Annotated in this window: 16 protein-coding genes; 9 read left to right on the top strand and 7 right to left on the bottom strand. The window is 47.7% G+C overall.

Going from position 1 to position 19,658, the window contains the following annotated elements:
* The first annotated feature begins 2 nt into the window (after positions 1-2).
* The 3 genes from JYJ62_RS04730 to JYJ62_RS04720 are packed head-to-tail and all read left to right on the top strand — an operon-like array spanning position 3 to position 2,456.
* Positions 3-773 carry an ABC transporter ATP-binding protein gene (locus JYJ62_RS04730; protein ID WP_205341049.1) on the top strand — a complete coding sequence of 257 codons (771 nt, stop codon included), beginning with the start codon at positions 3-5 and terminating at the stop codon, positions 771-773.
* Positions 770-1,726, top strand: a complete 957-nt coding sequence (locus JYJ62_RS04725) for an MlaD family protein (protein ID WP_205341048.1) — start codon at positions 770-772, stop codon at positions 1,724-1,726. Before JYJ62_RS04730 ends, JYJ62_RS04725 begins: the two co-directional genes overlap by 4 nt.
* A gap of 4 nt (positions 1,727-1,730) precedes the next feature.
* On the top strand, positions 1,731-2,456 hold the full coding sequence (locus JYJ62_RS04720) for a PqiC family protein (RefSeq protein WP_232365715.1): 726 nt from the start codon (positions 1,731-1,733) through the stop codon (positions 2,454-2,456).
* A 103-nt stretch (positions 2,457-2,559) separates the two neighbouring features.
* Here the strand turns inward: JYJ62_RS04720 and JYJ62_RS04715 are convergent, their stop codons facing one another.
* The gene (locus tag JYJ62_RS04715) at positions 2,560-3,951 is read right to left on the bottom strand and encodes a histidine kinase (protein ID WP_205341047.1); all 1,392 of its coding nucleotides are present in this window, start codon (positions 3,949-3,951) and stop codon (positions 2,560-2,562) included.
* Between the two features lie 178 nt (positions 3,952-4,129).
* Here JYJ62_RS04715 and serB point away from each other — a divergent pair, with 178 nt between their 5' ends.
* Complete coding sequence (gene serB / locus JYJ62_RS04710; protein ID WP_205341046.1) at positions 4,130-5,347, top strand: phosphoserine phosphatase SerB; 1,218 nt, start codon at positions 4,130-4,132, stop codon at positions 5,345-5,347.
* Between the two features lie 61 nt (positions 5,348-5,408).
* Here the strand turns inward: serB and JYJ62_RS04705 are convergent, their stop codons facing one another.
* A complete protein-coding gene (locus JYJ62_RS04705; protein WP_205341045.1) occupies positions 5,409-6,518 on the bottom strand; it encodes an NADH:flavin oxidoreductase in 1,110 nt (369 codons plus the stop codon).
* 69 nt (positions 6,519-6,587) lie between these two features.
* Complete coding sequence (locus JYJ62_RS04700) at positions 6,588-7,694, bottom strand: PilT/PilU family type 4a pilus ATPase (protein WP_205341044.1); 1,107 nt, start codon at positions 7,692-7,694, stop codon at positions 6,588-6,590.
* 340 nt (positions 7,695-8,034) lie between these two features.
* Between JYJ62_RS04700 and JYJ62_RS04695 the strand changes: the two genes are divergently transcribed.
* Complete coding sequence (locus JYJ62_RS04695) at positions 8,035-9,324, top strand: Glu/Leu/Phe/Val family dehydrogenase (RefSeq protein WP_205341043.1); 1,290 nt, start codon at positions 8,035-8,037, stop codon at positions 9,322-9,324.
* Positions 9,325-9,512: 188 nt separating this feature from the next.
* Here the strand turns inward: JYJ62_RS04695 and JYJ62_RS15880 are convergent, their stop codons facing one another.
* Positions 9,513-10,100, bottom strand: a complete 588-nt coding sequence (locus JYJ62_RS15880; RefSeq protein ID WP_205341042.1) for a cold-shock protein — start codon at positions 10,098-10,100, stop codon at positions 9,513-9,515.
* 437 nt (positions 10,101-10,537) lie between these two features.
* Between JYJ62_RS15880 and aspS the strand changes: the two genes are divergently transcribed.
* From aspS to ruvC, 3 genes are all read left to right on the top strand, one after another.
* Positions 10,538-12,313 carry an aspartate--tRNA ligase gene (gene aspS / locus JYJ62_RS04685; RefSeq protein WP_205341041.1) on the top strand — a complete coding sequence of 592 codons (1,776 nt, stop codon included), beginning with the start codon at positions 10,538-10,540 and terminating at the stop codon, positions 12,311-12,313.
* A gap of 105 nt (positions 12,314-12,418) precedes the next feature.
* A complete protein-coding gene (locus tag JYJ62_RS04680) occupies positions 12,419-13,159 on the top strand; it encodes a YebC/PmpR family DNA-binding transcriptional regulator (RefSeq protein WP_205341040.1) in 741 nt (246 codons plus the stop codon).
* Between the two features lie 133 nt (positions 13,160-13,292).
* Positions 13,293-13,817 (top strand): crossover junction endodeoxyribonuclease RuvC, encoded by a 525-nt coding sequence (ruvC, locus tag JYJ62_RS04675; protein WP_205341039.1) that lies wholly within the window; start codon positions 13,293-13,295, stop codon positions 13,815-13,817.
* Positions 13,818-13,847: 30 nt separating this feature from the next.
* Here ruvC and JYJ62_RS04670 read toward each other — a convergent pair whose 3' ends face one another.
* The 3 genes from JYJ62_RS04670 to JYJ62_RS04660 form a co-directional block, all read right to left on the bottom strand.
* Positions 13,848-14,351: a hypothetical protein gene (locus tag JYJ62_RS04670; RefSeq protein WP_205341038.1), complete on the bottom strand. Its 504-nt coding sequence runs from the start codon at positions 14,349-14,351 to the stop codon at positions 13,848-13,850.
* A 94-nt stretch (positions 14,352-14,445) separates the two neighbouring features.
* Entirely contained in the window at positions 14,446-16,188 is a 1,743-nt protein-coding gene (locus JYJ62_RS04665; protein ID WP_205341037.1) for a sodium:solute symporter family protein, read from the bottom strand.
* 3 nt (positions 16,189-16,191) lie between these two features.
* Positions 16,192-16,455, bottom strand: coding sequence for a DUF4212 domain-containing protein (locus JYJ62_RS04660; protein ID WP_022965188.1), 264 nt, complete (start codon positions 16,453-16,455; stop codon positions 16,192-16,194).
* A 553-nt stretch (positions 16,456-17,008) separates the two neighbouring features.
* Here JYJ62_RS04660 and clpB point away from each other — a divergent pair.
* Entirely contained in the window at positions 17,009-19,573 is a 2,565-nt protein-coding gene (clpB, locus tag JYJ62_RS04655; protein ID WP_205341036.1) for an ATP-dependent chaperone ClpB, read from the top strand.
* Positions 19,574-19,658 lie beyond the last annotated feature (85 nt).

Raw genomic sequence — 19,658 nt, 5'->3', positions numbered from 1 at the left:
GCATGAGTGAGGCCATCTTAGTTGCAGATAATCTCAGTGCCGGTTATGGCTCGCTGGTGATTCAGCGTGACCTGAATTTCAGCATCAAGAAAGGCGAAGTATTTGTCATTATGGGTGGCAGTGGCAGTGGTAAAAGTACGGTGCTACGCCACTTAATAGGTTTGCATGCGCCCTTGGCTGGACGTGTCTTGTTTCAAGGTGAAGACTTTTGGGCACAGGATGCCAATAGTCGCGCCAATTTGCAGCAGCATTTTGGTGTGCTCTATCAAAACGTTGCGCTCTGGGGAGGGATGACCCTCAGAGAGAATATTTGTCTACCAGCGAGTACTTGGCGGCCAGAGCTTAGCAAGGCTGATTTGTATGAATTGGCTGCAATTAAATTGGCGTGGGTAGGTTTGGCGGGCTGTGATGAATTGTATCCTGCGGAAATATCCGGCGGTATGCGCAAACGTGCCGCCTTGGCGCGGGCGTTAGCTTTAGACCCCCAAGTATTATTTTTTGATGAGCCGTCCGCAGGGCTTGATCCGCTCAGTTCGATGGCGCTAGATGAGTTAATTTTGCAGCTGCGTGATAGCTTAGGTGCAACTATTGTTTTGGTGACGCACGAACTGCCCAGTATTTATGCGGTGGCTGATACCTGTTTATTTTTAGATAATAAAACCCATACGCAAATCGCTCTAGGACCACTGGCTGATTTATTAGAGCATGGCCCTGAGACAGTGCAGCGCTTTTTACGGCGCGGTGAAGCGGTAACACACGAGGTAACAAGATGACTGAATCGCGCAAGCCTTTTTTGATCGGAGCCTTTTTACTCGGAGGTGTCGCGTTGTTGGTGGCGGGCTTATTATTGCTAAGCCGTGACAGCCTACTCAGTCGACCGGTTGAGTATGTGGTGTACTTTACCGGCGCTCTAGATGGTTTAGATGTCGGAGCGGATGTCACCTATCGTGGTGTTAAGGTTGGTAATGTACGGCAGATTAATTTGTCCTATGATCGTACTTTAAATGATGTGGTGATGCCGGTTACCATACGAATTAGCGCGGAAAGTGCGCACAGTAAAGATAGTAAACGAAGTTTTGATCGCTCGATTCAACCTTTAATTGAGCGTGGTTTGCGTGCGCAATTACAAACGCCTAGTTTGTTAACAGGTAAAGCCATTGTTGCCTTAGATTTTTTTGACGGCCAACAAGGGTATATTCGTGAACCGCATATTATTGATTTACCCGCCATTCCAACAGTACCATCACGGATTGACCAAGTAGCGGATGTGTTGCGTGACTTAGTCGCTGGTTTGAAAGAAATGCCGTTAAAAGAAACCTTAGAGGCCGCCAATAAAACCTTGATGGCTTTTGAACGCTTGGCCACTGCACCGGAAACACAAGCCGGCATTAACAGCTTAAGTGCTTCTTTGGCTAACTTTGAAAAAATCAGTGAGCAAATCCAACAACGCTTACCTGGAATGTTAGATAATGTGCAAAGCGGCAGTGTAGAACTCAAAGATGCTTTGGTTGATGTGCGGCATGCTGCACAAAGTGCGCGCGATGCCTTACAGCAAATGGATGGCATGGTCAGTGACGGTCGTCGTAGTTTGGGTCCGCAATCAGAATTACAATATGAGTTGTTACAGTCCTTACGAGATTTAGGGCAGGCCAGTAAAGCCTTGCAGCGTACCGCGGAAAGTCTAGAACAGCAGCCGCAATCGATTATCTTTGGCAAGAAACGGTGAACAGATGAAACGTGTAATGTGCTTGCCATTGGGTATAGCTATGCTTGGGGTTTTAGCTCTAGGGACAGCAGGTTGCAGTGTTGCGCCGCCGACTCAATTTTATCAATTACAACAATCCAATACTGATGTTGTCAGCCGCGAAAGCAACGTGACAGTGCTTTTAGGGCCGTTAAAAATTGCTGATTATTTACAGCGCGAAAATATGATGCAACGTGAAGTTGATGGCAGTTTAAGCTTAAGCCAACAAGCACGTTGGGCGGGTAGCTTACAAGATGATATGGGCCAGTTTTTAATGCGCCAGATGTCTGCACAGTTGGGCAGTAGCCGCATCTCTTTATACCCCGATCGTGTTGGTATAGAGGCGCAAGCTCAAGTGGTATTGAGTATCAGTCGCTTAGACTCGGGTGTTAATCAGCCAGCAGTCTTAGAAGCACAATGGCGTTTGCTCGACGTTAAAGGCAACTTACGTAGCAGTCGCGTAGAGCATTTTGAAGAAGTACACAATGGTGACTTCAGCGATCAAGTGCGCGCGCAGAGCGAGCTACTGAATCGGTTGTCGAAACAGTTAGTGCAGGCTATACAAGACGTATTACCAGCGGCAACGGTGAAGAAAAAACCACCTACTTTGAGCACACAAAGCGACAAAGGACAGTCATCTCAAGGCGATATTGTGCCACTGAAAATTCCAGTGGTAGAGCCCGTACGCGAGCTGGATGTGTATCGTTTTTGACTGACCGATCTGGCGCCTAAGGCTCAGGCCTCGGCGCTATAGATAACGTCTGCTGCTATTTATTGATCATCTAAGCCTCGATTAACAACAGTCTTGTTGATCATTACACGGATAGATGACGTAGCTGTTTCTGCAGTAGCGCAGGGTAAGGTTGTAGCATTGATTCTAAACAGCTGGCTTCTGCAGGTTGCGCGATAGCACGGATGCGAGAGTAGGCTGCGATGCCGCTGTGCTTGGCTAAGCTATTGCTTAATAGTAATAAGTTGCGACTGTGTTGGCTCAGGCTTAGAGCGGTCTGGGCACTTTCGCTTAATAGTAGTTCACCCAGCGACATATCCTTCACGCTGGGGCCTTCACTCAACCCTAGCTGTACATGTAGAGTAATGCCACTATCTGCGATCTCAGCTTGTAAAGCATGGCCAAAGGCACGTAGCAGTTCTCCGCAGCACAGTGCGTTACGAGGGTACTCTCCGTTATCAGAATCAAAAGCAATTAAACTGCGACCATCAGCGAGAGTGTGCAAAACACCATTGTATAAGGCTGCTGATTGCTTAACTGCATTGCGGTATTTTTTCAGTAGCGCCATTAAGCGTTCGCTGGGCAATTGGCGCAGTTGCTCCATGCTACCAAAACTGACCGCCAAAATAGCGGTACGAGCCGGCAACGATGACGATGCAGTGGTGGGTGTTTCATCTAGAGCATAAGCATCTAGATTGTCGATCAGCGGATCGAAAGGTCGTGACTGATGGTCGCTGACCACTGAGGTTGACACCTTTGGAGTGCTCTGCGCAGCGGCTGTGTGCGTGACTATTTCACCTTGATCAAGTGTCGGTATGTCGTCGACGGGTGTGTCGTCAATAAAGTACTCATTCAGTTGGCGTGCTAATAAACCAATTTCATCAGAACGTTGCGTGTGTGGTGCAGGCGCTGCAGGATTAATCAACCAGTTGCTTAAATTTTGCAACGGTAAAGCAATAGAGCGGGCTAAATGTAACGCTAGGAAAATAGCGAGCAACAGCAAAGCAGCGCCTAAGATACCCATGGTTTGCATGCTGGTGGTGAGTGGTTGTTGCAGTTTAGTCATATCAATCTGTATTTGCAGTGAGCCAGCGATAACGTCCTGCAAAGACAGTTGTTGTGAGTGCATGCCAGACTCTAGACTGTTTGATTTTGGTCGCTGTCCTGCTTCTGCAAGAATACGTTTCTCGACGCTGTAGAGGGCGGCATAGGACACGTAAGGGTTGCTGACTAAATCACGCAATAACACTGCGACGCTCAATGTGTCGTCGGCTGATAAAGCATCTTCGACAGGGCTGCGGGTTTGCTGCAGTAAGCTTTGCCCCAAGGCCTGTGCTTGCTGTTGTATCGACCATTGCAGTTGCGTATGTACCATCCAGGTAAACGCTAACAGACAGAGGGTAATCACTAAAAAAACATAACCTGTTATACGCGAAGCAATACTGGTGCGTCGTGAATGTGCAGAGTCGAGCGGCATAGACAAGATTTTCCAAATAAAAAGGGGTGCTGAAAATACTAATAGGCAAGCAAATGAATTGTTAACAGCCACAACAACAGTAAAGTATAACGGTCGTAAAGCATAGAACAAGCAAAAGGACTGCCCGTTGTGCGATTAAATGGCTAGAATGGCTTTTTTTATCTGCGGAGAAAGCACCGTGCGCGAAATTGTCCTGATTAACATCACAGGTGAAGACCGTCCGGGGTTAACCGCCGCCATTATGGGCGTGCTGGCGCACAGTGGTGTGAATATTTTGGATATTGGCCAGGCTGTGATTCATAACACCTTGTCCTTTGGTATTTTGGTCGAGATTCCTAGTACTGATCAAGCATCGGCAGTGCTGAAAGACGTGCTGTTTACCGGCTATAAACTGGATCAGCAAGTACGCTTTACGCCTGTTTCTGAGGACGACTATCAGCAATGGGTCGCTGGACAAGGGAAAACGCGTTATATCGTTACCCTATTAACGCGACAGGTCACAGCTGAGCAGTTACAGCGAGTCAGCGCCATTACTGCGCAATATGGCTTAAATATTGATCATATTGATCGGTTATCGGGGCGTATGCCGCTGGACACGCCTGAGAGTCAAGGAAAGGGCTGTATTGAGTTTTCAGTGCGTGGTGAGCCTGCTGATGCGGCGGCTTTGCGTGCTGATTTTCTAAGCGTGGCACAAGAGTTGAATGTCGATATTGCCTTCCAGCGTGATACCGTTTTTCGTCGTAACCGTCGCCTGGCTGTCTTTGATATGGACTCCACCTTAATTGAAGCAGAGGTGATTGATGAATTAGCCAAAGCTGCTGGGGTGGGTGAGCAAGTGGCGGCAATTACTGAGCGCGCAATGCAGGGCGAGCTGGACTTTAAAGCCAGTTTTAAAGAGCGCTTAGCCTTGCTCGAAGGGTTGTCTGAAGACGTACTAGCAGAAATTGGCGCCTCACTACGTTTGACTGAAGGGGCTGAAATGCTGTTTACCGAGCTCAAGCGTTTAGGGTATAAAACAGCGATTTTATCGGGCGGGTTTACTTATTTTGCCAAGCAGCTGCAGGCGCGCTTAGGTATTGATTATGTGTATGCCAACGAGCTGGAAATTGTCGATGGCAAACTCACCGGGCGTGCTATTGAACCTATTGTTGATGCGCAGCGTAAAGCGGATTTGTTACGTGAGTTGACTGCAATGGAAGGCTTACGTTTAGAGCAAACTATTGCTGTGGGCGACGGTGCTAATGATTTACCGATGTTGGGGTTGGCCGGTTTGGGTGTGGCTTTCCGAGCTAAACCGATGGTGAAGAAGTCCGCACGCCAAGCCATTTCAACCCTAGGCTTAGATGGTATTTTGTACTTGTTAGGCTACCGTGACCGCGAAGGCGCGGACGAGTAAGAGTCGTCCGCTAAAAGTCATTTGCTGTGCGGGCAGAGTGCCGCACAGCAAACATGGCCTCTTAAGAAAGACTGCCTAAGGCACTACGACTGAAGGGTAGAATCTCATCTTGACGATCATCGCGTACTTTTGCAGCCCACTCTGGGTCGACCAGTAAAGCACGGCCAACGGCCACTAAATCAAACTCCTCTGCGGCAAAGCGAGTCAACAAGCCCTCTAAGCTGGCCGGCTGCGCAATTTCATCAGTATTACCCAAGAATGTCGTAAACTCACTGCCTTCTAAACCAATACTACCAACGGTAATGGTAGGTTTACCGGTTAGTAGACGGGTCCAGCCTGCGAGATTGAGATCTGAGTCGGCGAATTCAGGTTCCCAGAAACGGCGTGTTGAGCAGTGGAACATATCAACTCCGGCATCCACGAGCGGCTGTAAGAACGCTTTCAGTTCGTCTGGGCTCTGCGCCAGACGCGCGGTATAATCTTGTTGTTTCCATTGCGAGAAGCGAAACACAATTGGATAGTCAGGGCCTACAGCTGTACGTACGGCTTGAATGATTTCAACGGCAAAACGACCACGGTTGGCCATGTTACCGCCGTAGTTATCCGTGCGCTGATTGCTGACTTCCCAGAAAAACTGATCAATTAAGTAACCATGTGCACCGTGTAACTCAACGCCATCCATGCCAATCGCTTGCGCATCTTTCGCTGCTTGGGCAAAAGCAGCAATCACATCGTCAATATCGGTTTGCGTCATGCCGTGGATAATTTCTTTACCGTCTTTAAATTTCTGCATCGGACCGTAGCCAGGTACGCTGGCATCCGGTTCAGTGCCTAAACGGCGTACATTACCCACATGCCAGAGTTGCGGCATGATTTTTCCGCCAGCGTTATGCACTGCTGCAACAACGCTTTTCCAGCCACTTAACGCATCTTCGCCATAAAAACGCGGCACATTGGGGTAGCCATTCGCTGCGCAGTGATTAACTGTCGTGCCTTCTGTAATAATAAGTCCTACACCCTCGGCGGCACGCTTACGGTAGTACTCAATAACCTGTGCATTAGGGACGCCGCCAGGTGAGAAAGAGCGGGTCATAGGGGCCATTACTATACGGGTAGGAACACTTAAAGGGCCTAGCTGGAAAGGTTTAAATAATGATTTTGCATCGTTCATTAAAAGCTCCGACTTGATTGTTTTTGGATAGAATGTGATCGATGTTGCCAGGTTTAGTCATAAAGCGATCTATTTGATTTCTAAAGTATCAGATACTTCATCGTTAAAGCCACGCTCTAATTTTATTTTTAAAGTCAGGTCAGTTTTTGAGTCGGCAAACTTTAAAGCTTCTTCGAGGGTAATGCGCTTGCTGCTGAATAATTTAAATAATTCTTGGTCAAAGGTTTGTAAGCCTTGTTCTTGTGAGCGGGCAATCGCACTTTTCAACTCATCCAGCTGATCACGTTGGATTAGGTCTTTAATATAAGGTGTCCCCAGCATCAGTTCGATGGCCGCCACACGTTTTTGCAGGATTCCCGGAATTAAGCGCTGACCGATAATTGCGACGAGGTTTTGTGACACATCGGCAAGAATTTGACGGCGTGCATCTTCAGGGAAAAAACGGGCAATACGCTCAAGGGCATGCGGGGTGCTGGTGGCATGTAGGGTCGCCACACATAAATGACCCGTTTCAGCATAGTGCAACGCATGTTGCATGGTGTCTTTGTCTCGAATTTCCCCAATCATGATCACATCTGGCGCTTCACGTAAAGCGTTGTGCAATGCTGCGGAAAAACTATGAGTATCCAGTCCGACTTCACGTTGGTTGACGACCGACTGCTTATGTTTATGTAAAAACTCAATCGGGTCTTCAATGCATAGAATATGGCCACCAGCATGGCTGTTGCGGTAATCCAACATGGCCGCCAAAGTGGTTGATTTACCCGAGCCAGCAGCTCCAGTAACTAAAATTAAACCGCGACTGAGCATCGCTAAGCGCTCTAGCATTACCGGTAAACCGAGGGTGGTAAAGTCAGGAATAGTATTTTTAATATGCCTGACCACCATGGAGACTTCGCCGCGTTGGTAAAACACATTGACTCGAAAGCGTCCAGAACCCTGTATGCCAACCGCCAAGTTCATTTCTAGGTCGCGTTCAAAATCTGAAATTTGTTTTTGCGTCATCAGTTGATACGCCATTTGTTGCACGGATGACGGCGGCAGCGGTTGTTTGCCGATGGATCGAGACGCTCCCTCTACTTTCATTTGCGCAACAGCGCCTACACTAAAATACATATCCGAACCGCCTTGTTCATACAGTAGGCTCAGATAAGGAAATACATCATGGTCGGACATTGTAGACCCTTGAGTTTTATAAAAAGATAATAGAGAGGAGAGAATAAAGAACATTGCTTTTGTCTTTGATCTTAGCCTGTTCATTGTCGATAAAGTAGCTTGAAAGCAGCTTTTATTGAGCGGGATTGGCCTTTTTAAATATTTATTAAAAATATTTTCATTGGCAGACAGGCCTATTATTGCGCGGCTTACAGAGGGTTTTTATTCATTTTGTGATGAGGGATTTAAATAAATAGTCCGTTGTGACGAGCCAGTCACGTTGCAATCCGCTAAAATCGGCTGTTTTGCACGGCCACACTTTAACGTATGGCCTACACTTTTAATGACCAAGGTTTAAATCATGCCACAACAAGAAACCCAGCATATACCCTCGTATTTAGACTCTGAGAATCCAGGTCCATGGGGTATTTTCCTCGAGCAAGTTGATCGAGTTGCACCTTACTTGGGCGACTTAAGTAAGTGGACTGACACCTTAAAGCACCCAGAGCGTAGCTTGATTGTCGATGTTCCTGTGCGCTTGGATGATGGCACTATTGCTCATTTTGAAGGGTATCGTGTGCAGCACAGCCTGAATCGTGGCCCCGGTAAAGGTGGTGTGCGTTATCACCAAGATGTCACCTTGTCTGAAGTGATGGCGTTATCGGCATGGATGTCAGTAAAAACAGCTGTTGTCGGACTGCCTTTTGGTGGTGCCAAAGGTGGGATTCGTGTTGATCCCCGTAAGTATTCACAAGGTGAGATGGAGCGTATTACCCGTCGCTACACCAATGAGATCAGTTCGATTATTGGTGTGAATAAAGATATTCCAGGTCCGGATGTGAATACCAATGCGCAAACTATGGCATGGATGATGGATACCTACTCCATGCATGCCGGCGCGACACAGCCGGGTATCGTCACTGGCAAACCCATTGCTTTGGGCGGTAGTTTAGGTCGTGTTGAAGCAACCGGTCGTGGTGTGTTTATTGTTGGTATGGCTGCGGCTAAAGATGCGGGTATCGATTTGCAAGGTGCACGTATCAGTATTCAAGGGTTTGGTAACGTCGGCGGTACGGCCGCGCATTTGTTCACCGAAGAGGGTGCCAAAATTGTCGCTGTACAAGACCACACGGGCACCATTTATGATGCCAATGGTTTGGATGTTGAAGCATTACTTCAGCATGTTAAACAAACCGGCGGTGTCGGTGGTGCGGCGAACACCACAGCCATTGCTGCCGATGAGTTTTGGAGTATTGACACAGATATTCTGATTCCTGCTGCTTTAGAAGGACAGATTACTAAGCATAATGCCGAGGCCATTCGTGCCCGCATTATTGTTGAAGGGGCCAATGGACCCACAACGCCTGAGGCCGATGATATTCTGACGCATAAAGGTGTTGTCATTGTTCCTGATGTGTTGGCCAATGCTGGCGGCGTCACTGTGAGTTATTTTGAGTGGGTGCAGAACTCATCGAGCTTCTACTGGAGTGTTGAAGAGATTAATCAGCGTCTGGAAAAAATCATGCTGGATGCTTACCTGTCGATCTCGACCACAGCAGCAGAGCATGCCGTGTCTTTGCGTACCGCAGCCTTTATTACTGCCTGTACGCGTATCTTGGAAGCACGTCAGTTGCGTGGTCTCTACCCGTAATTGCTCAGCCAAGTTGCTTGATATAAAAACATCGGCATTATGCCGATGTTTTTATAGGTGGTATGAGCATTAGCTTTGAGTGTGCGTGATGGGCTGCTGAGCGCTGATATAATGCGGCTCAATGGTCTTGTTTTGCGATGAAAAAGCCCGCTATCAAGCGGGCTTTTATTGTGTATCGCACTGATCAGTTAGTCGCGCTCATCCGGCAGCGCAGCAATCACATCTTCTGCTTGTAAACCTTTGTCACGGTCCATTACCGTAAACTCAACGCGCTGGCCTTCGACCAAAACGCGGTGTCCTTCACCACGAATGGCACGAAAATGCACAAAAATATCATCTCCAGAGTCACGTGAAATAAAACCAAAACCTTTTGAAGTGTTAAACCATTTAACAGTACCTGTTTCACGGTCACTGAGGTCTTGTGAGAGAGGAGCACTTTTACTGCTAACCTTGCGCAGGTTTAATGCTAAATGCAAAATCACTGCGGCAAATAATGTAACAAGGCTTAATGATGAGGCACTTTGGTTGTCAATCTGCTCAACACCGTTGAGCATAAAGTACGCTTGCAGAACTGTGGCTAAGACTATTAATGCTGAAACTAAGCCTTGCAGTTGACGACGACCGCCGCGCGCCCATATGGGTACTATTGGAGCAACCAATAAGTTAGCTAAGGCAAATGACCCTAATAGTAAGGCAGCTGGTTGGTTTTGGCTGGCCAAAATAAGCGAGAGAAGTAGGGCGCTAACACCCGTAAACAAATGGACAATTTTTAACATACGTAATGGACTCACCTTGATAAGAATTACAATAAATAAGAGGATCGACTACAAGTACAGCATTCTGTGCCAGCAACGCTGCTGTCGTGTCCAAATGGCTGCGGATAAAAACCTCAACCACCATTTGCTTATTAAACAGCAAAGAACGCAATGACTCAAACAACTAAAGTCTCTATTAGGTGCTCGCGCAGTAAAGATTCACCACTAAGTTACAGATATTGCAGTTGTCAATAGGATGGCGAGTGATGATCAGTAAGAGCTCTTCGAGCGGTGTAATAGCGGTGTGCTGTCAAGTGATTCGACATGGCATAGCCGTCAGCGCTGTTAGGCTATATAATCAGGGTTTTCTGCGATGGCTTTGCGCGTACGCTGCTAACTAGCGTTTTGAGTGCAACGGCTATCGATTATTTCAAATCTTCTAGGAAGCGAACGCTATCATGATGCGCAGCCACTATTGCGGACACTTAAACGAATCCCTCAACGGGCAGACCGTTACTCTTTGCGGTTGGGTACACCGTCGTCGCGACCACGGTGGAGTTATTTTCCTCGATATCCGTGATCGTGAAGGTCTCGCTCAAGTCGTTTTTAATCCTGAACAAACCGAAATTTTTGCCACCGCCAACCGGGTGCGCAGCGAATATGTGGTTAAAGTCACCGGTGTGGTGAACCCTCGTCCAGACGGTGCAGTGAATCCAAACATGCCGAGCGGTGGCATTGAAGTGATTGCCACTGAGTTCGAAGTACTCAACCAAGCCGAAACGACACCGTTCCCGTTGCATGAGCATTCGGATGTCGGTGAAGAGACGCGCTTGCGTTACCGTTTCATTGACTTGCGTCGTCCAGAGATGGCCGCTAAGTTGAAATTGCGTTCACGCGTGACCACCAGCATCCGCCGTTACTTAGATGACAACGGCTTTCTTGATGTGGAAACGCCGATTCTGACCCGTGCGACTCCAGAAGGCGCGCGAGACTATTTAGTGCCAAGCCGTACCCACCCAGGCAGCTTCTTTGCGTTGCCACAATCGCCACAGCTGTTTAAGCAACTGCTCATGGTGGCGGGTGTTGATCGCTACTATCAAATCGCGAAATGTTTCCGTGATGAAGATTTACGTGCTGATCGCCAGCCTGAATTTACCCAGATTGACATTGAAACCAGCTTTATGGATGAAGCGGACATTATGTCCATCACTGAAACCATGGTGCGTCAGCTGTTTAAAGAAGTGTTGGATGTGGAATTCGCTGAATTTCCACATATGACTTATGAAGAGGCGATGCGTCGCTTTGGTTCTGATAAGCCTGACTTGCGTATTCCGCTGGAATTAGTCGACATTGCTGATCAATTGACTGGCGTTGATTTTAAAGTATTCAGTGGTCCTGCTAATGATCCTAAAGGTCGTGTGGCAGCACTGCGTGTACCGGGTGCTGGCAGCATGCCGCGTGGCAAGATTGACGAGTACACCAAATACGTCAGCAACTACGGTGCACGTGGTTTGGCGTATATTAAAGTCAATGAGCGTGCGAAAGGTGTGGAAGGTTTACAGTCGCCGATTGTTAAATTTATCCCAGAAGATAACCTCAATACTATCCTGGATCGTGTGGGTGCGGTTGATGGTGATATCGTTTTCTTCGGCGCTGATAAAGCGCAGATTGTTAGTGATGCCTTGGGTGCGTTACGTATCCGCATCGGTCACGATCTCGAGTTGCTGACCTGTGAGTGGGCGCCGATGTGGGTGGTTGATTTCCCCATGTTTGAAGCCAATGACGACGGCTCACTGACGGCGATTCACCATCCCTTTACTGCGCCGAAGTGCTCAGCAGAGGAGTTGCGTGCTAATCCGGCTGTGGCGTTATCACGAGCCTACGATATGGTTTTGAATGGTACTGAGTTGGGCGGTGGTTCGATTCGTATTCATGATCGCACCATGCAGCAAACCGTCTTTGAGATTTTAGGTATTGACGCCGCTGAGCAACAAGAGAAATTTGGCTTCTTGCTCGATGCGCTGAAATACGGTGCACCACCACACGGTGGTTTAGCCTTTGGTTTAGACCGCTTAGTGATGCTGATGACCGGTGCGCAGTCGATTCGTGAAGTGATTGCCTTCCCGAAAACCCAAAGTGCCGCCTGCGTGATGACGCAAGCACCCGGTACAGTGGATGCAACTGCATTGCGTGATTTGCATATACGTTTGCGTGAGCAGCCAAAAGCTGAGTAAAGTGATTTAAGTAGAGCGCAGGGTTATCTGCGGTAGCCTTAGTGCTGCAACAGATAACCGACAGCGTATTGTTAACTACAGTAAAGAGATAAAACGGGAGTTGTTATGGCTGGTCATTCCAAGTGGGCGAATATCAAACACCGCAAAGAGCGTCAAGATAATAAGCGCGGTAAGATTTTCACCAAGTTAATTCGTGAGTTAACGGTAGCAGCGAAGCAGGGTGGCATTCCTGCTGATAACCCACGTTTACGTTTAGCCGTTGATAAAGCGCTTTCTGCGAACATGACCCGCGATACGATTGACCGTGCGATTGCCCGTGGTGTGGGCGGTGGCGATGGCGATAACGTTGAAGAGTTGGTGTATGAGGGCTATGCACCCAATGGTGTTGCTGTCTTTGTGGAAACCATGACTGACAACCGTAACCGTACTGCCGCTGAGATTCGTCACGCTTTTAATAAATACGGTGGCAACTTAGGCACTGATGGCTCGGTTGCTTATCTATTTGAGCGCAAAGGTCAGATTTGTTATGCGCCAGGCGTTAATGAAGAAGCCTTGATGGATGCAGCGCTGGAGTTGGGTGCGGATGATATCGTAATTAACGATGACGGCTCAGTAGAGGTATTAACCACCTTTGCTGACTTTATCACCGTCAGTGAAGCGCTCACTGCCGCAGGTTTTACTGCAGAAGAAGCTGAAATCACGATGATTCCAACTATGACCACTGAGCTGGATTTAGATGGCGCAGAAAAAGTCATGCGTTTGATTGATATTTTGGAAGATCTAGATGACGTACAAAACGTCTATTCCAATGCTGAAATTCCAGATGATGTGATGGAGCAACTGTAAGCTTAGGTTTACGCTGCGAGTCAATAAACCTCTGGCTGCTTGTAAACACAGGCCCAGAGGTTTTTTATGTGTGCGGGATATAGATTTGCGCGCTTAATGCACTGCATCTACACACTAACTAAAGGATGCCAAGGTGACGCTTATTTTAGGCATTGACCCAGGTTCTCGAATCACGGGTTACGGGATTATTCGTGATACAGGACGCGGCTGCGAGTACGTTGCCTCTGGCTGTATCCGTACGGGGACAGGTGAGTTGCCAGAACGTCTCAATGCGGTGTTTGCTGGGGTGAGTGAGATTATTCAAACCTATCACCCAGTGACCATGGGTATTGAGCAAGTCTTTATGGCGCGTAATGCCGATTCAGCACTTAAGCTGGGACAGGCGCGCGGTGCCGCCATTGTTGCGGGTGTGCAAGCGAATTTGACGGTATCCGAATACAGCGCGACGCAAGTTAAATCTGCTATCGCCGGTAGTGGCCGAGCGGCGAAAGAACAAGTGCAAATGATGGTGATGCACTTATTAAAACTCACCAAGAAACCACAGATTGACGCCTCTGATGCGCTAGCTATAGCTTTATGCCATATGCATCATCGACAAACGTTACTGCCGCACGGTTTGTCCGCCGCTAAGCTGCGTGGAGGGCGCTTAGCGCTCTAAACTGCTCCTTGGTCGGGGTAAGCTAATGGTTTAGCGGCACAGCTGCTTATACAGAAGGCTGTCGTGCGCGACAAATTCTACTGTGCTCGCTGCACGGTTGCCGTTTTGCGGAACCTGTAGTTGCTCGCCAGTTGTGCAATTAAGTATGTAAGGTTGGCTGTCTAAGCGCTCGATATAATCGTTGATAAACTCATAGCGGATATACTCAACCAAAGTTTCGCCATCCTGCTGAGTCGTTCTGACTTGGCCATCTAATACTACAAACGATGAGACAGATGGCAACACATAGCTCCAAGGTCTAAAGAAATTACTGGCTCGGCCTTGCTCGATCACCACCGATTCGGCGGGGAGCTGGCTGCGTTTTAAGCTGAACCAATTGTAATCGTAATAGGCTAAATAGCTGAGCATGCCGATACCTGCGCACACAGGAATAATCCATGAAGGCAGCTTGTTGCGACTGAGTTTTCTCAGTGCAAAAGCAAAAGCGCCTACACACAAACCGATAATAAAAACTGCAAGCAAATGCCAAATCATACACAGTACTCTAGATAAAAAGAGGGCCTCCATAAGGAAGCCCACTTTGTTGTTGATCACCAATAACTAATTGATCAGTGTATTCATTGCCTTATTAAGGGTAACGAACACTTTCAACCATTTTTTGGATCTCTTCTGAAGGTTCTTCTGTTGCATAGGATACAGAGATTGCAACGATAAAGTTGATCAATGCACCGATACAACCAATGGACAGTGGGGAAATACCCATGATCCAGAACTCAGGTGTGTTCGGAAAGGTGTTGGTGCCCGGAATAAAGAACCAGCCAAGGTACATAAAGATATAGCAGATGGTGAATAGTGCACCAATGCTCATACCGGCTACCGCACCTTTAGCGTTAATCCGCTTGAAGAAAATACCCATCATCAGCGTTGGGAAAATGGAAGAAGCCGCCATTCCGAACGCTAGAGCCACCGTTTGCGCGGCGAACCCAGGCGGATTAATTCCCAGCCAGGTGGCAATCAAGATCGCCCCCACCATCGAGATCCGTGCTGCCAGCATTTCTGCTTTATCGGAAATGTGTGGATACAGGGTGTTCTTAATCAAGTCATGACTGACTGCGGAGGAGATTGCTAAGAGCAAGCCCGATGCTGTGGACAGTGCTGCAGCAATACCGCCCGCTGCCATCAGACCAACAATCCAGCCTGGCATATTACCAATTTCAGGCAGCGCCAAAACCAAGATATCGTTGTTGATGGTTAACTCGTTACCTTCCCAGCCACGCTCAACAGCCGTGGTTTCGTTGAACTCAACGTTTTTGTCATTGTAGTACTGAATACGACCGTCGTTGTTTTTGTCTTCGAAAGTCAGTAAGCCTGTGTGCTCCCACTTTTCGAACCACTCAGGACGTTCAGCGTAAACTAGAGAACCTTCTGAAGTCTCGCCAGGGTAAATGGCATCAAGTAGGTTCAAACGAGCCATGCCTGCCAATGGTGGCGCAGTGGTATAGAACAGAGCGATAAACACCAGAGCCCAACCTGCAGACCAGCGCGCATCAGAGATCTTCGGAACAGTGAAGAAACGAATGATTACGTGTGGTAAGCCAGCAGTACCCACCATTAAGGTTAAGGTGAACAGGAACATGTTCCATTTGTTTTCTACGTCAGCGGTGTAATCTTGGAAACCAAGGTCACGTACCACAGCATTTAGCTTATGCAACAAAGGCTCACTTGTACCAGCCACATCACCGACAAAACCGACTTGTGGTAGGAAATGTCCTGTCATTTGTAGCGACAGATAAATAGCAGGAATGGTGAAAGCAAGAATCAATACAATGTACTGAGCTACTTGTGTGTAAGTCACCCCTTTCATGCCGCCCAATACTGCGTAGAAGAACACTACCACTGCCGAGATGATCAGTCCCATCGTGCTGCTTACTTCTAAGAAGCGAGCAAAAGCAACGCCGGCACCGGTCATTTGACCGATCACATAGGTCAGTGAAATCATAATCAAGCAAACCACCGCCACTAAGCGCGCAGTTTTACTGTCATAACGTGAACCGACGAAATCCGGTACCGTATATTTACCGAAACGACGCAGGTAAGGCGCTAGTAAAGTAGCTAATAGTACATAGCCACCGGTCCAGCCAAGGATAAAGGAAGAGTTGACGTAACCGACTGAAATCAGACCGGCAACCGAGATAAAGGATGCTGCTGAAAGCCAGTCCGCTGCGGTAGCCATGCCGTTCATTACCGGGTGCACTTCACCACCGGCGATATAAAACTCGCGAGTAGATTTGGCACGTGCCCAAATCGCAATCCAAGTATAGATTGCGAAAGAGCCGGCAACAAACAGCATGTTGATCATGAATTGACTCATAGTTTACTCCTCCAAGCCGAATTTTTTATCGAGCCTGTTCATTTTCCAAGCATAGAAAAAGATCAAAACTACGAATGTGTAAATTGAGCCTTGCTGGGCAAACCAGAAGCCCATGTCTGCGCCACCGATATGAATACCCATGAGCCAGGGACGCAGTAGCATTCCGAAACCATAGGACACCGTAGCCCAGATACAGAGCGTGATAATAATCAGCCGCACGTTAGCCGACCAATAGGCTTTGTTTGATGCTTCTTTAGAATCAGTCATGACAACTGCTCTCCATTTATTGTATTTAGAATATGGATAATTCTCATTACAGAGAAATATACGACTTCCACTATGCTAAAAATAAAATAAAACGGAAGACTGGACTTTGGTATAAGGTTTATTCTTTATTTAAATGGCTATAAGAATCAATGACTTATAATGTTCTTATTGTTCTGTTTCGAGGTTTTTTTATTTCAATACAACCAACGTATAGGCGTTCTTGTGAATAAAGCTTTGAATAATGCTCAAAAATAAAAGTTTTCACCTGTTTTATTCTGTTTTTATAGCTTTTATATTGTTAAATAAAGCAGGAGTTTAATCTTATGTAGTGTTTTGAGATTTTTATATATTTTAAAAATACTGTTATTTTATATTTTAAAGCCATTGGCTGAATTTTCATTTATAGGCGGGAGGGCAACGCTAAATTTATTGTTGAGCAGTGCTTGAAAAGTATCGCGTTGACCACATTATACAAAGCATAAGAGTGAGTGAGGGTTGTAGTGTAGAGTGCTGATAAGCCGACTCACCATATTGACTATAAGGAAGAGCTATTATGCGTATTGATCGTTTTACCAGCCAGCTGCAGCTGGCGTTATCGGATGCACAGTCATTAGCCATTGGCCATGACCATGCTTCGGTGGAGCCATTGCATCTCATGTCTGCGTTATTGGACCAGCAGGGCGGAGCGATTCGTCCCTTGTTGATGCAAGTCGGCTTTGATGTAAAAAGCTTGCGTGATGCATTGACTAAGGGATTAGATCAGCTGGCTAAGCTACAACATCCCACCGGCGATATGACCATGTCGCAAGAGCTGGCGCGCCTGCTCAACCAAGCTGACCGCTTATCCCAACAAAAAGGCGATCAGTATATTTCCAGCGAGTTGGTGCTGCTGGCCGCGATGGATGCCAATACCACGCTGGGTAAAATTCTCTTGGCGCAGGGCGTTAGCCGTCAGTCATTAGAAAATGCCATTACCAACCTGCGCGGCGGCGATAAGGTCGATGATCCGAATGCTGAACAATCACGTCAAGCCCTGGACAAATACACCATTGATTTAACCAAGCGCGCCGAAGAAGGCAAGCTCGACCCAGTGATTGGTCGTGATGAAGAAATTCGTCGCACGATTCAAGTACTGCAACGTCGCACGAAAAATAACCCGGTATTAATCGGTGAGCCGGGCGTGGGTAAAACCGCGATTGCTGAAGGTTTAGCGCAGCGCATTATTAATGGTGAAGTGCCAGATGGGCTGAAAAGCAAACGATTGTTGTCGTTAGATATGGGCGCTTTAATTGCCGGTGCTAAATACCGTGGTGAGTTTGAAGAACGCCTAAAAAGTTTACTCAATGAAGTGGCCAAACAAGAAGGCCAGATCATTCTGTTTATTGATGAGCTGCATACCATGGTCGGCGCCGGTAAAGGCGAAGGCGCAATGGATGCCGGTAATATGCTGAAACCGGCGCTAGCACGCGGAGAACTGCACTGTGTCGGAGCTACCACCTTGGATGAGTACCGCCAGTACATTGAAAAAGATGCGGCGTTGGAGCGTCGTTTCCAGAAAGTGCAGGTGGATGAGCCAACAGAAGAAGACACTATTGCTATCCTGCGTGGCCTTAAAGAACGTTATGAAGTGCACCATGGTGTCACCATCACTGATGGCGCGATTATCGCCGCAGCGAAGCTCTCACACCGCTACATTACTGATCGTCAACTGCCGGATAAAGCTATTGACTTGATCGATGAAGCAGCCAGCATGATCCGCATGGAAATTGACTCTAAGCCTGAGGCATTGGATCGCTTGGAGCGTCGTTTAATTCAGTTGAAAATTGAACGTGAAGCACTGAAAAAAGAAGATGATGCGGCGACCAAAAAACGTCTTGAAAAACTCAAAGAAGAGATCGTTGAGTTAGAGCGTGAGTACGCTGATCTAGAGGAAATCTGGAAGGCTGAAAAATCGGAAGTACAAGGTTCTGCACAGTTGCAACAAAAAATTGAACAAGCCCGTCAAGAAATGGAATTGGCGCGACGTAAGGGTGATCTCAACCGCACTGCAGAATTGCAGTATGGAATTATTCCTGATCTAGAACGCAGCTTGGAAATGGTTGACCAAAACAGTAAACCGCAAAACCAGTTGTTGCGTAACAAAGTTACCGATGAAGAAATTGCTGATGTGGTCTCCAAGTGGACCGGTATTCCTGTATCGAAAATGCTCGAAGGTGAGCGCGATAAACTGCTGAAAATGGAAGAGTTGCTGCATACGCGCGTGATTGGCCAGAATGAAGCGGTGACCGCGGTAGCCAATGCGGTACGTCGTTCACGCGCGGGACTGTCTGACCCTGATCGCCCCAGCGGCTCGTTCTTGTTTTTAGGCCCAACCGGTGTCGGTAAAACTGAGCTGTGTAAAGCACTGGCTGAGTTCCTATTTGATAGCGAAGATGCCTTGATCCGGATTGATATGTCGGAGTTTATGGAGAAGCATTCGGTTGCGCGCTTAATCGGTGCGCCTCCGGGTTATGTGGGTTATGAAGAGGGCGGTTACTTAACTGAAGCCGTGCGTCGCAAGCCGTATTCTGTGGTGTTGATGGATGAGGTGGAGAAAGCCCACCCGGATGTGTTTAACGTGCTGCTGCAAGTGCTGGATGATGGTCGTTTAACTGACAGTCACGGCCGTACTGTGGACTTTCGCAACACCGTGGTAGTGATGACGTCAAACTTAGGCTCAGTCCAGATTCAAGAGCTGATGGGCGATCGTGAAGCACAACGTGCGGCGGTGATGGATGCGGTCGGTACACATTTCCGTCCTGAGTTTATCAACCGGATTGATGAGTTGGTGATCTTTGAACCACTGGGTACTGAGCAGATTGCCGGTATTGCACAGATTCAATTGGGCCGCTTACGTCAGCGTTTAGCCGAGCGTGAGTTGCGCTTTGAGTTAACCCCAGAGGCCTTAGAGAAACTGGTCGCTGAAGGGTATGATCCGATCTATGGTGCGCGTCCGTTAAAGCGGGCGATTCAGCGCTGGATCGAAAACCCGCTGGCGCAACAAATTCTTTCTGGGGAGTTTGAGCCAGGCACCGTCATCCACGCCTTGGTTGAAGAGGGCGAGATTGTGTTTAAGTAAGCATCGCTTAAATTGTGACAGGCAGAGCGCAACCTTCGGGTTGCGTTTCTGTTTGTGCAGCCGTCATATTTTTGCATGCTGCGCC

The sequence above is a fragment of the Denitrificimonas caeni genome, assembly GCF_905120345.1.
In the GTDB taxonomy this organism is placed as follows: domain Bacteria; phylum Pseudomonadota; class Gammaproteobacteria; order Pseudomonadales; family Pseudomonadaceae; genus Denitrificimonas; species Denitrificimonas caeni_A.
This window is presented reverse-complemented; position numbering and strand designations above follow the sequence as displayed.

Bases quoted from the DNA above. Each gene is read 5' to 3' on its own strand.
- JYJ62_RS04730 (WP_205341049.1), top strand. From the start codon at position 3: ATGAGTGAGGCCATCTTAGTTGCAGATAATCTCAGTGCCGGTTATGGC.
- JYJ62_RS04725 (WP_205341048.1), top strand. From the start codon at position 770: ATGACTGAATCGCGCAAGCCTTTTTTGATCGGAGCCTTTTTACTCGGA.
- JYJ62_RS04720 (WP_232365715.1), top strand. From the start codon at position 1,731: ATGAAACGTGTAATGTGCTTGCCATTGGGTATAGCTATGCTTGGGGTT.
- JYJ62_RS04715 (WP_205341047.1), bottom strand. From the start codon at position 3,951: ATGCCGCTCGACTCTGCACATTCACGACGCACCAGTATTGCTTCGCGT.
- JYJ62_RS04705 (WP_205341045.1), bottom strand. From the start codon at position 6,518: ATGAACGATGCAAAATCATTATTTAAACCTTTCCAGCTAGGCCCTTTA.
- JYJ62_RS04700 (WP_205341044.1), bottom strand. From the start codon at position 7,694: ATGTCCGACCATGATGTATTTCCTTATCTGAGCCTACTGTATGAACAA.
- JYJ62_RS04695 (WP_205341043.1), top strand. From the start codon at position 8,035: ATGCCACAACAAGAAACCCAGCATATACCCTCGTATTTAGACTCTGAG.
- JYJ62_RS15880 (WP_205341042.1), bottom strand. From the start codon at position 10,100: ATGTTAAAAATTGTCCATTTGTTTACGGGTGTTAGCGCCCTACTTCTC.
- aspS (WP_205341041.1), top strand. From the start codon at position 10,538: ATGATGCGCAGCCACTATTGCGGACACTTAAACGAATCCCTCAACGGG.
- JYJ62_RS04680 (WP_205341040.1), top strand. From the start codon at position 12,419: ATGGCTGGTCATTCCAAGTGGGCGAATATCAAACACCGCAAAGAGCGT.
- JYJ62_RS04670 (WP_205341038.1), bottom strand. From the start codon at position 14,351: ATGATTTGGCATTTGCTTGCAGTTTTTATTATCGGTTTGTGTGTAGGC.
- JYJ62_RS04665 (WP_205341037.1), bottom strand. From the start codon at position 16,188: ATGAGTCAATTCATGATCAACATGCTGTTTGTTGCCGGCTCTTTCGCA.
- JYJ62_RS04660 (WP_022965188.1), bottom strand. From the start codon at position 16,455: ATGACTGATTCTAAAGAAGCATCAAACAAAGCCTATTGGTCGGCTAAC.
- clpB (WP_205341036.1), top strand. From the start codon at position 17,009: ATGCGTATTGATCGTTTTACCAGCCAGCTGCAGCTGGCGTTATCGGAT.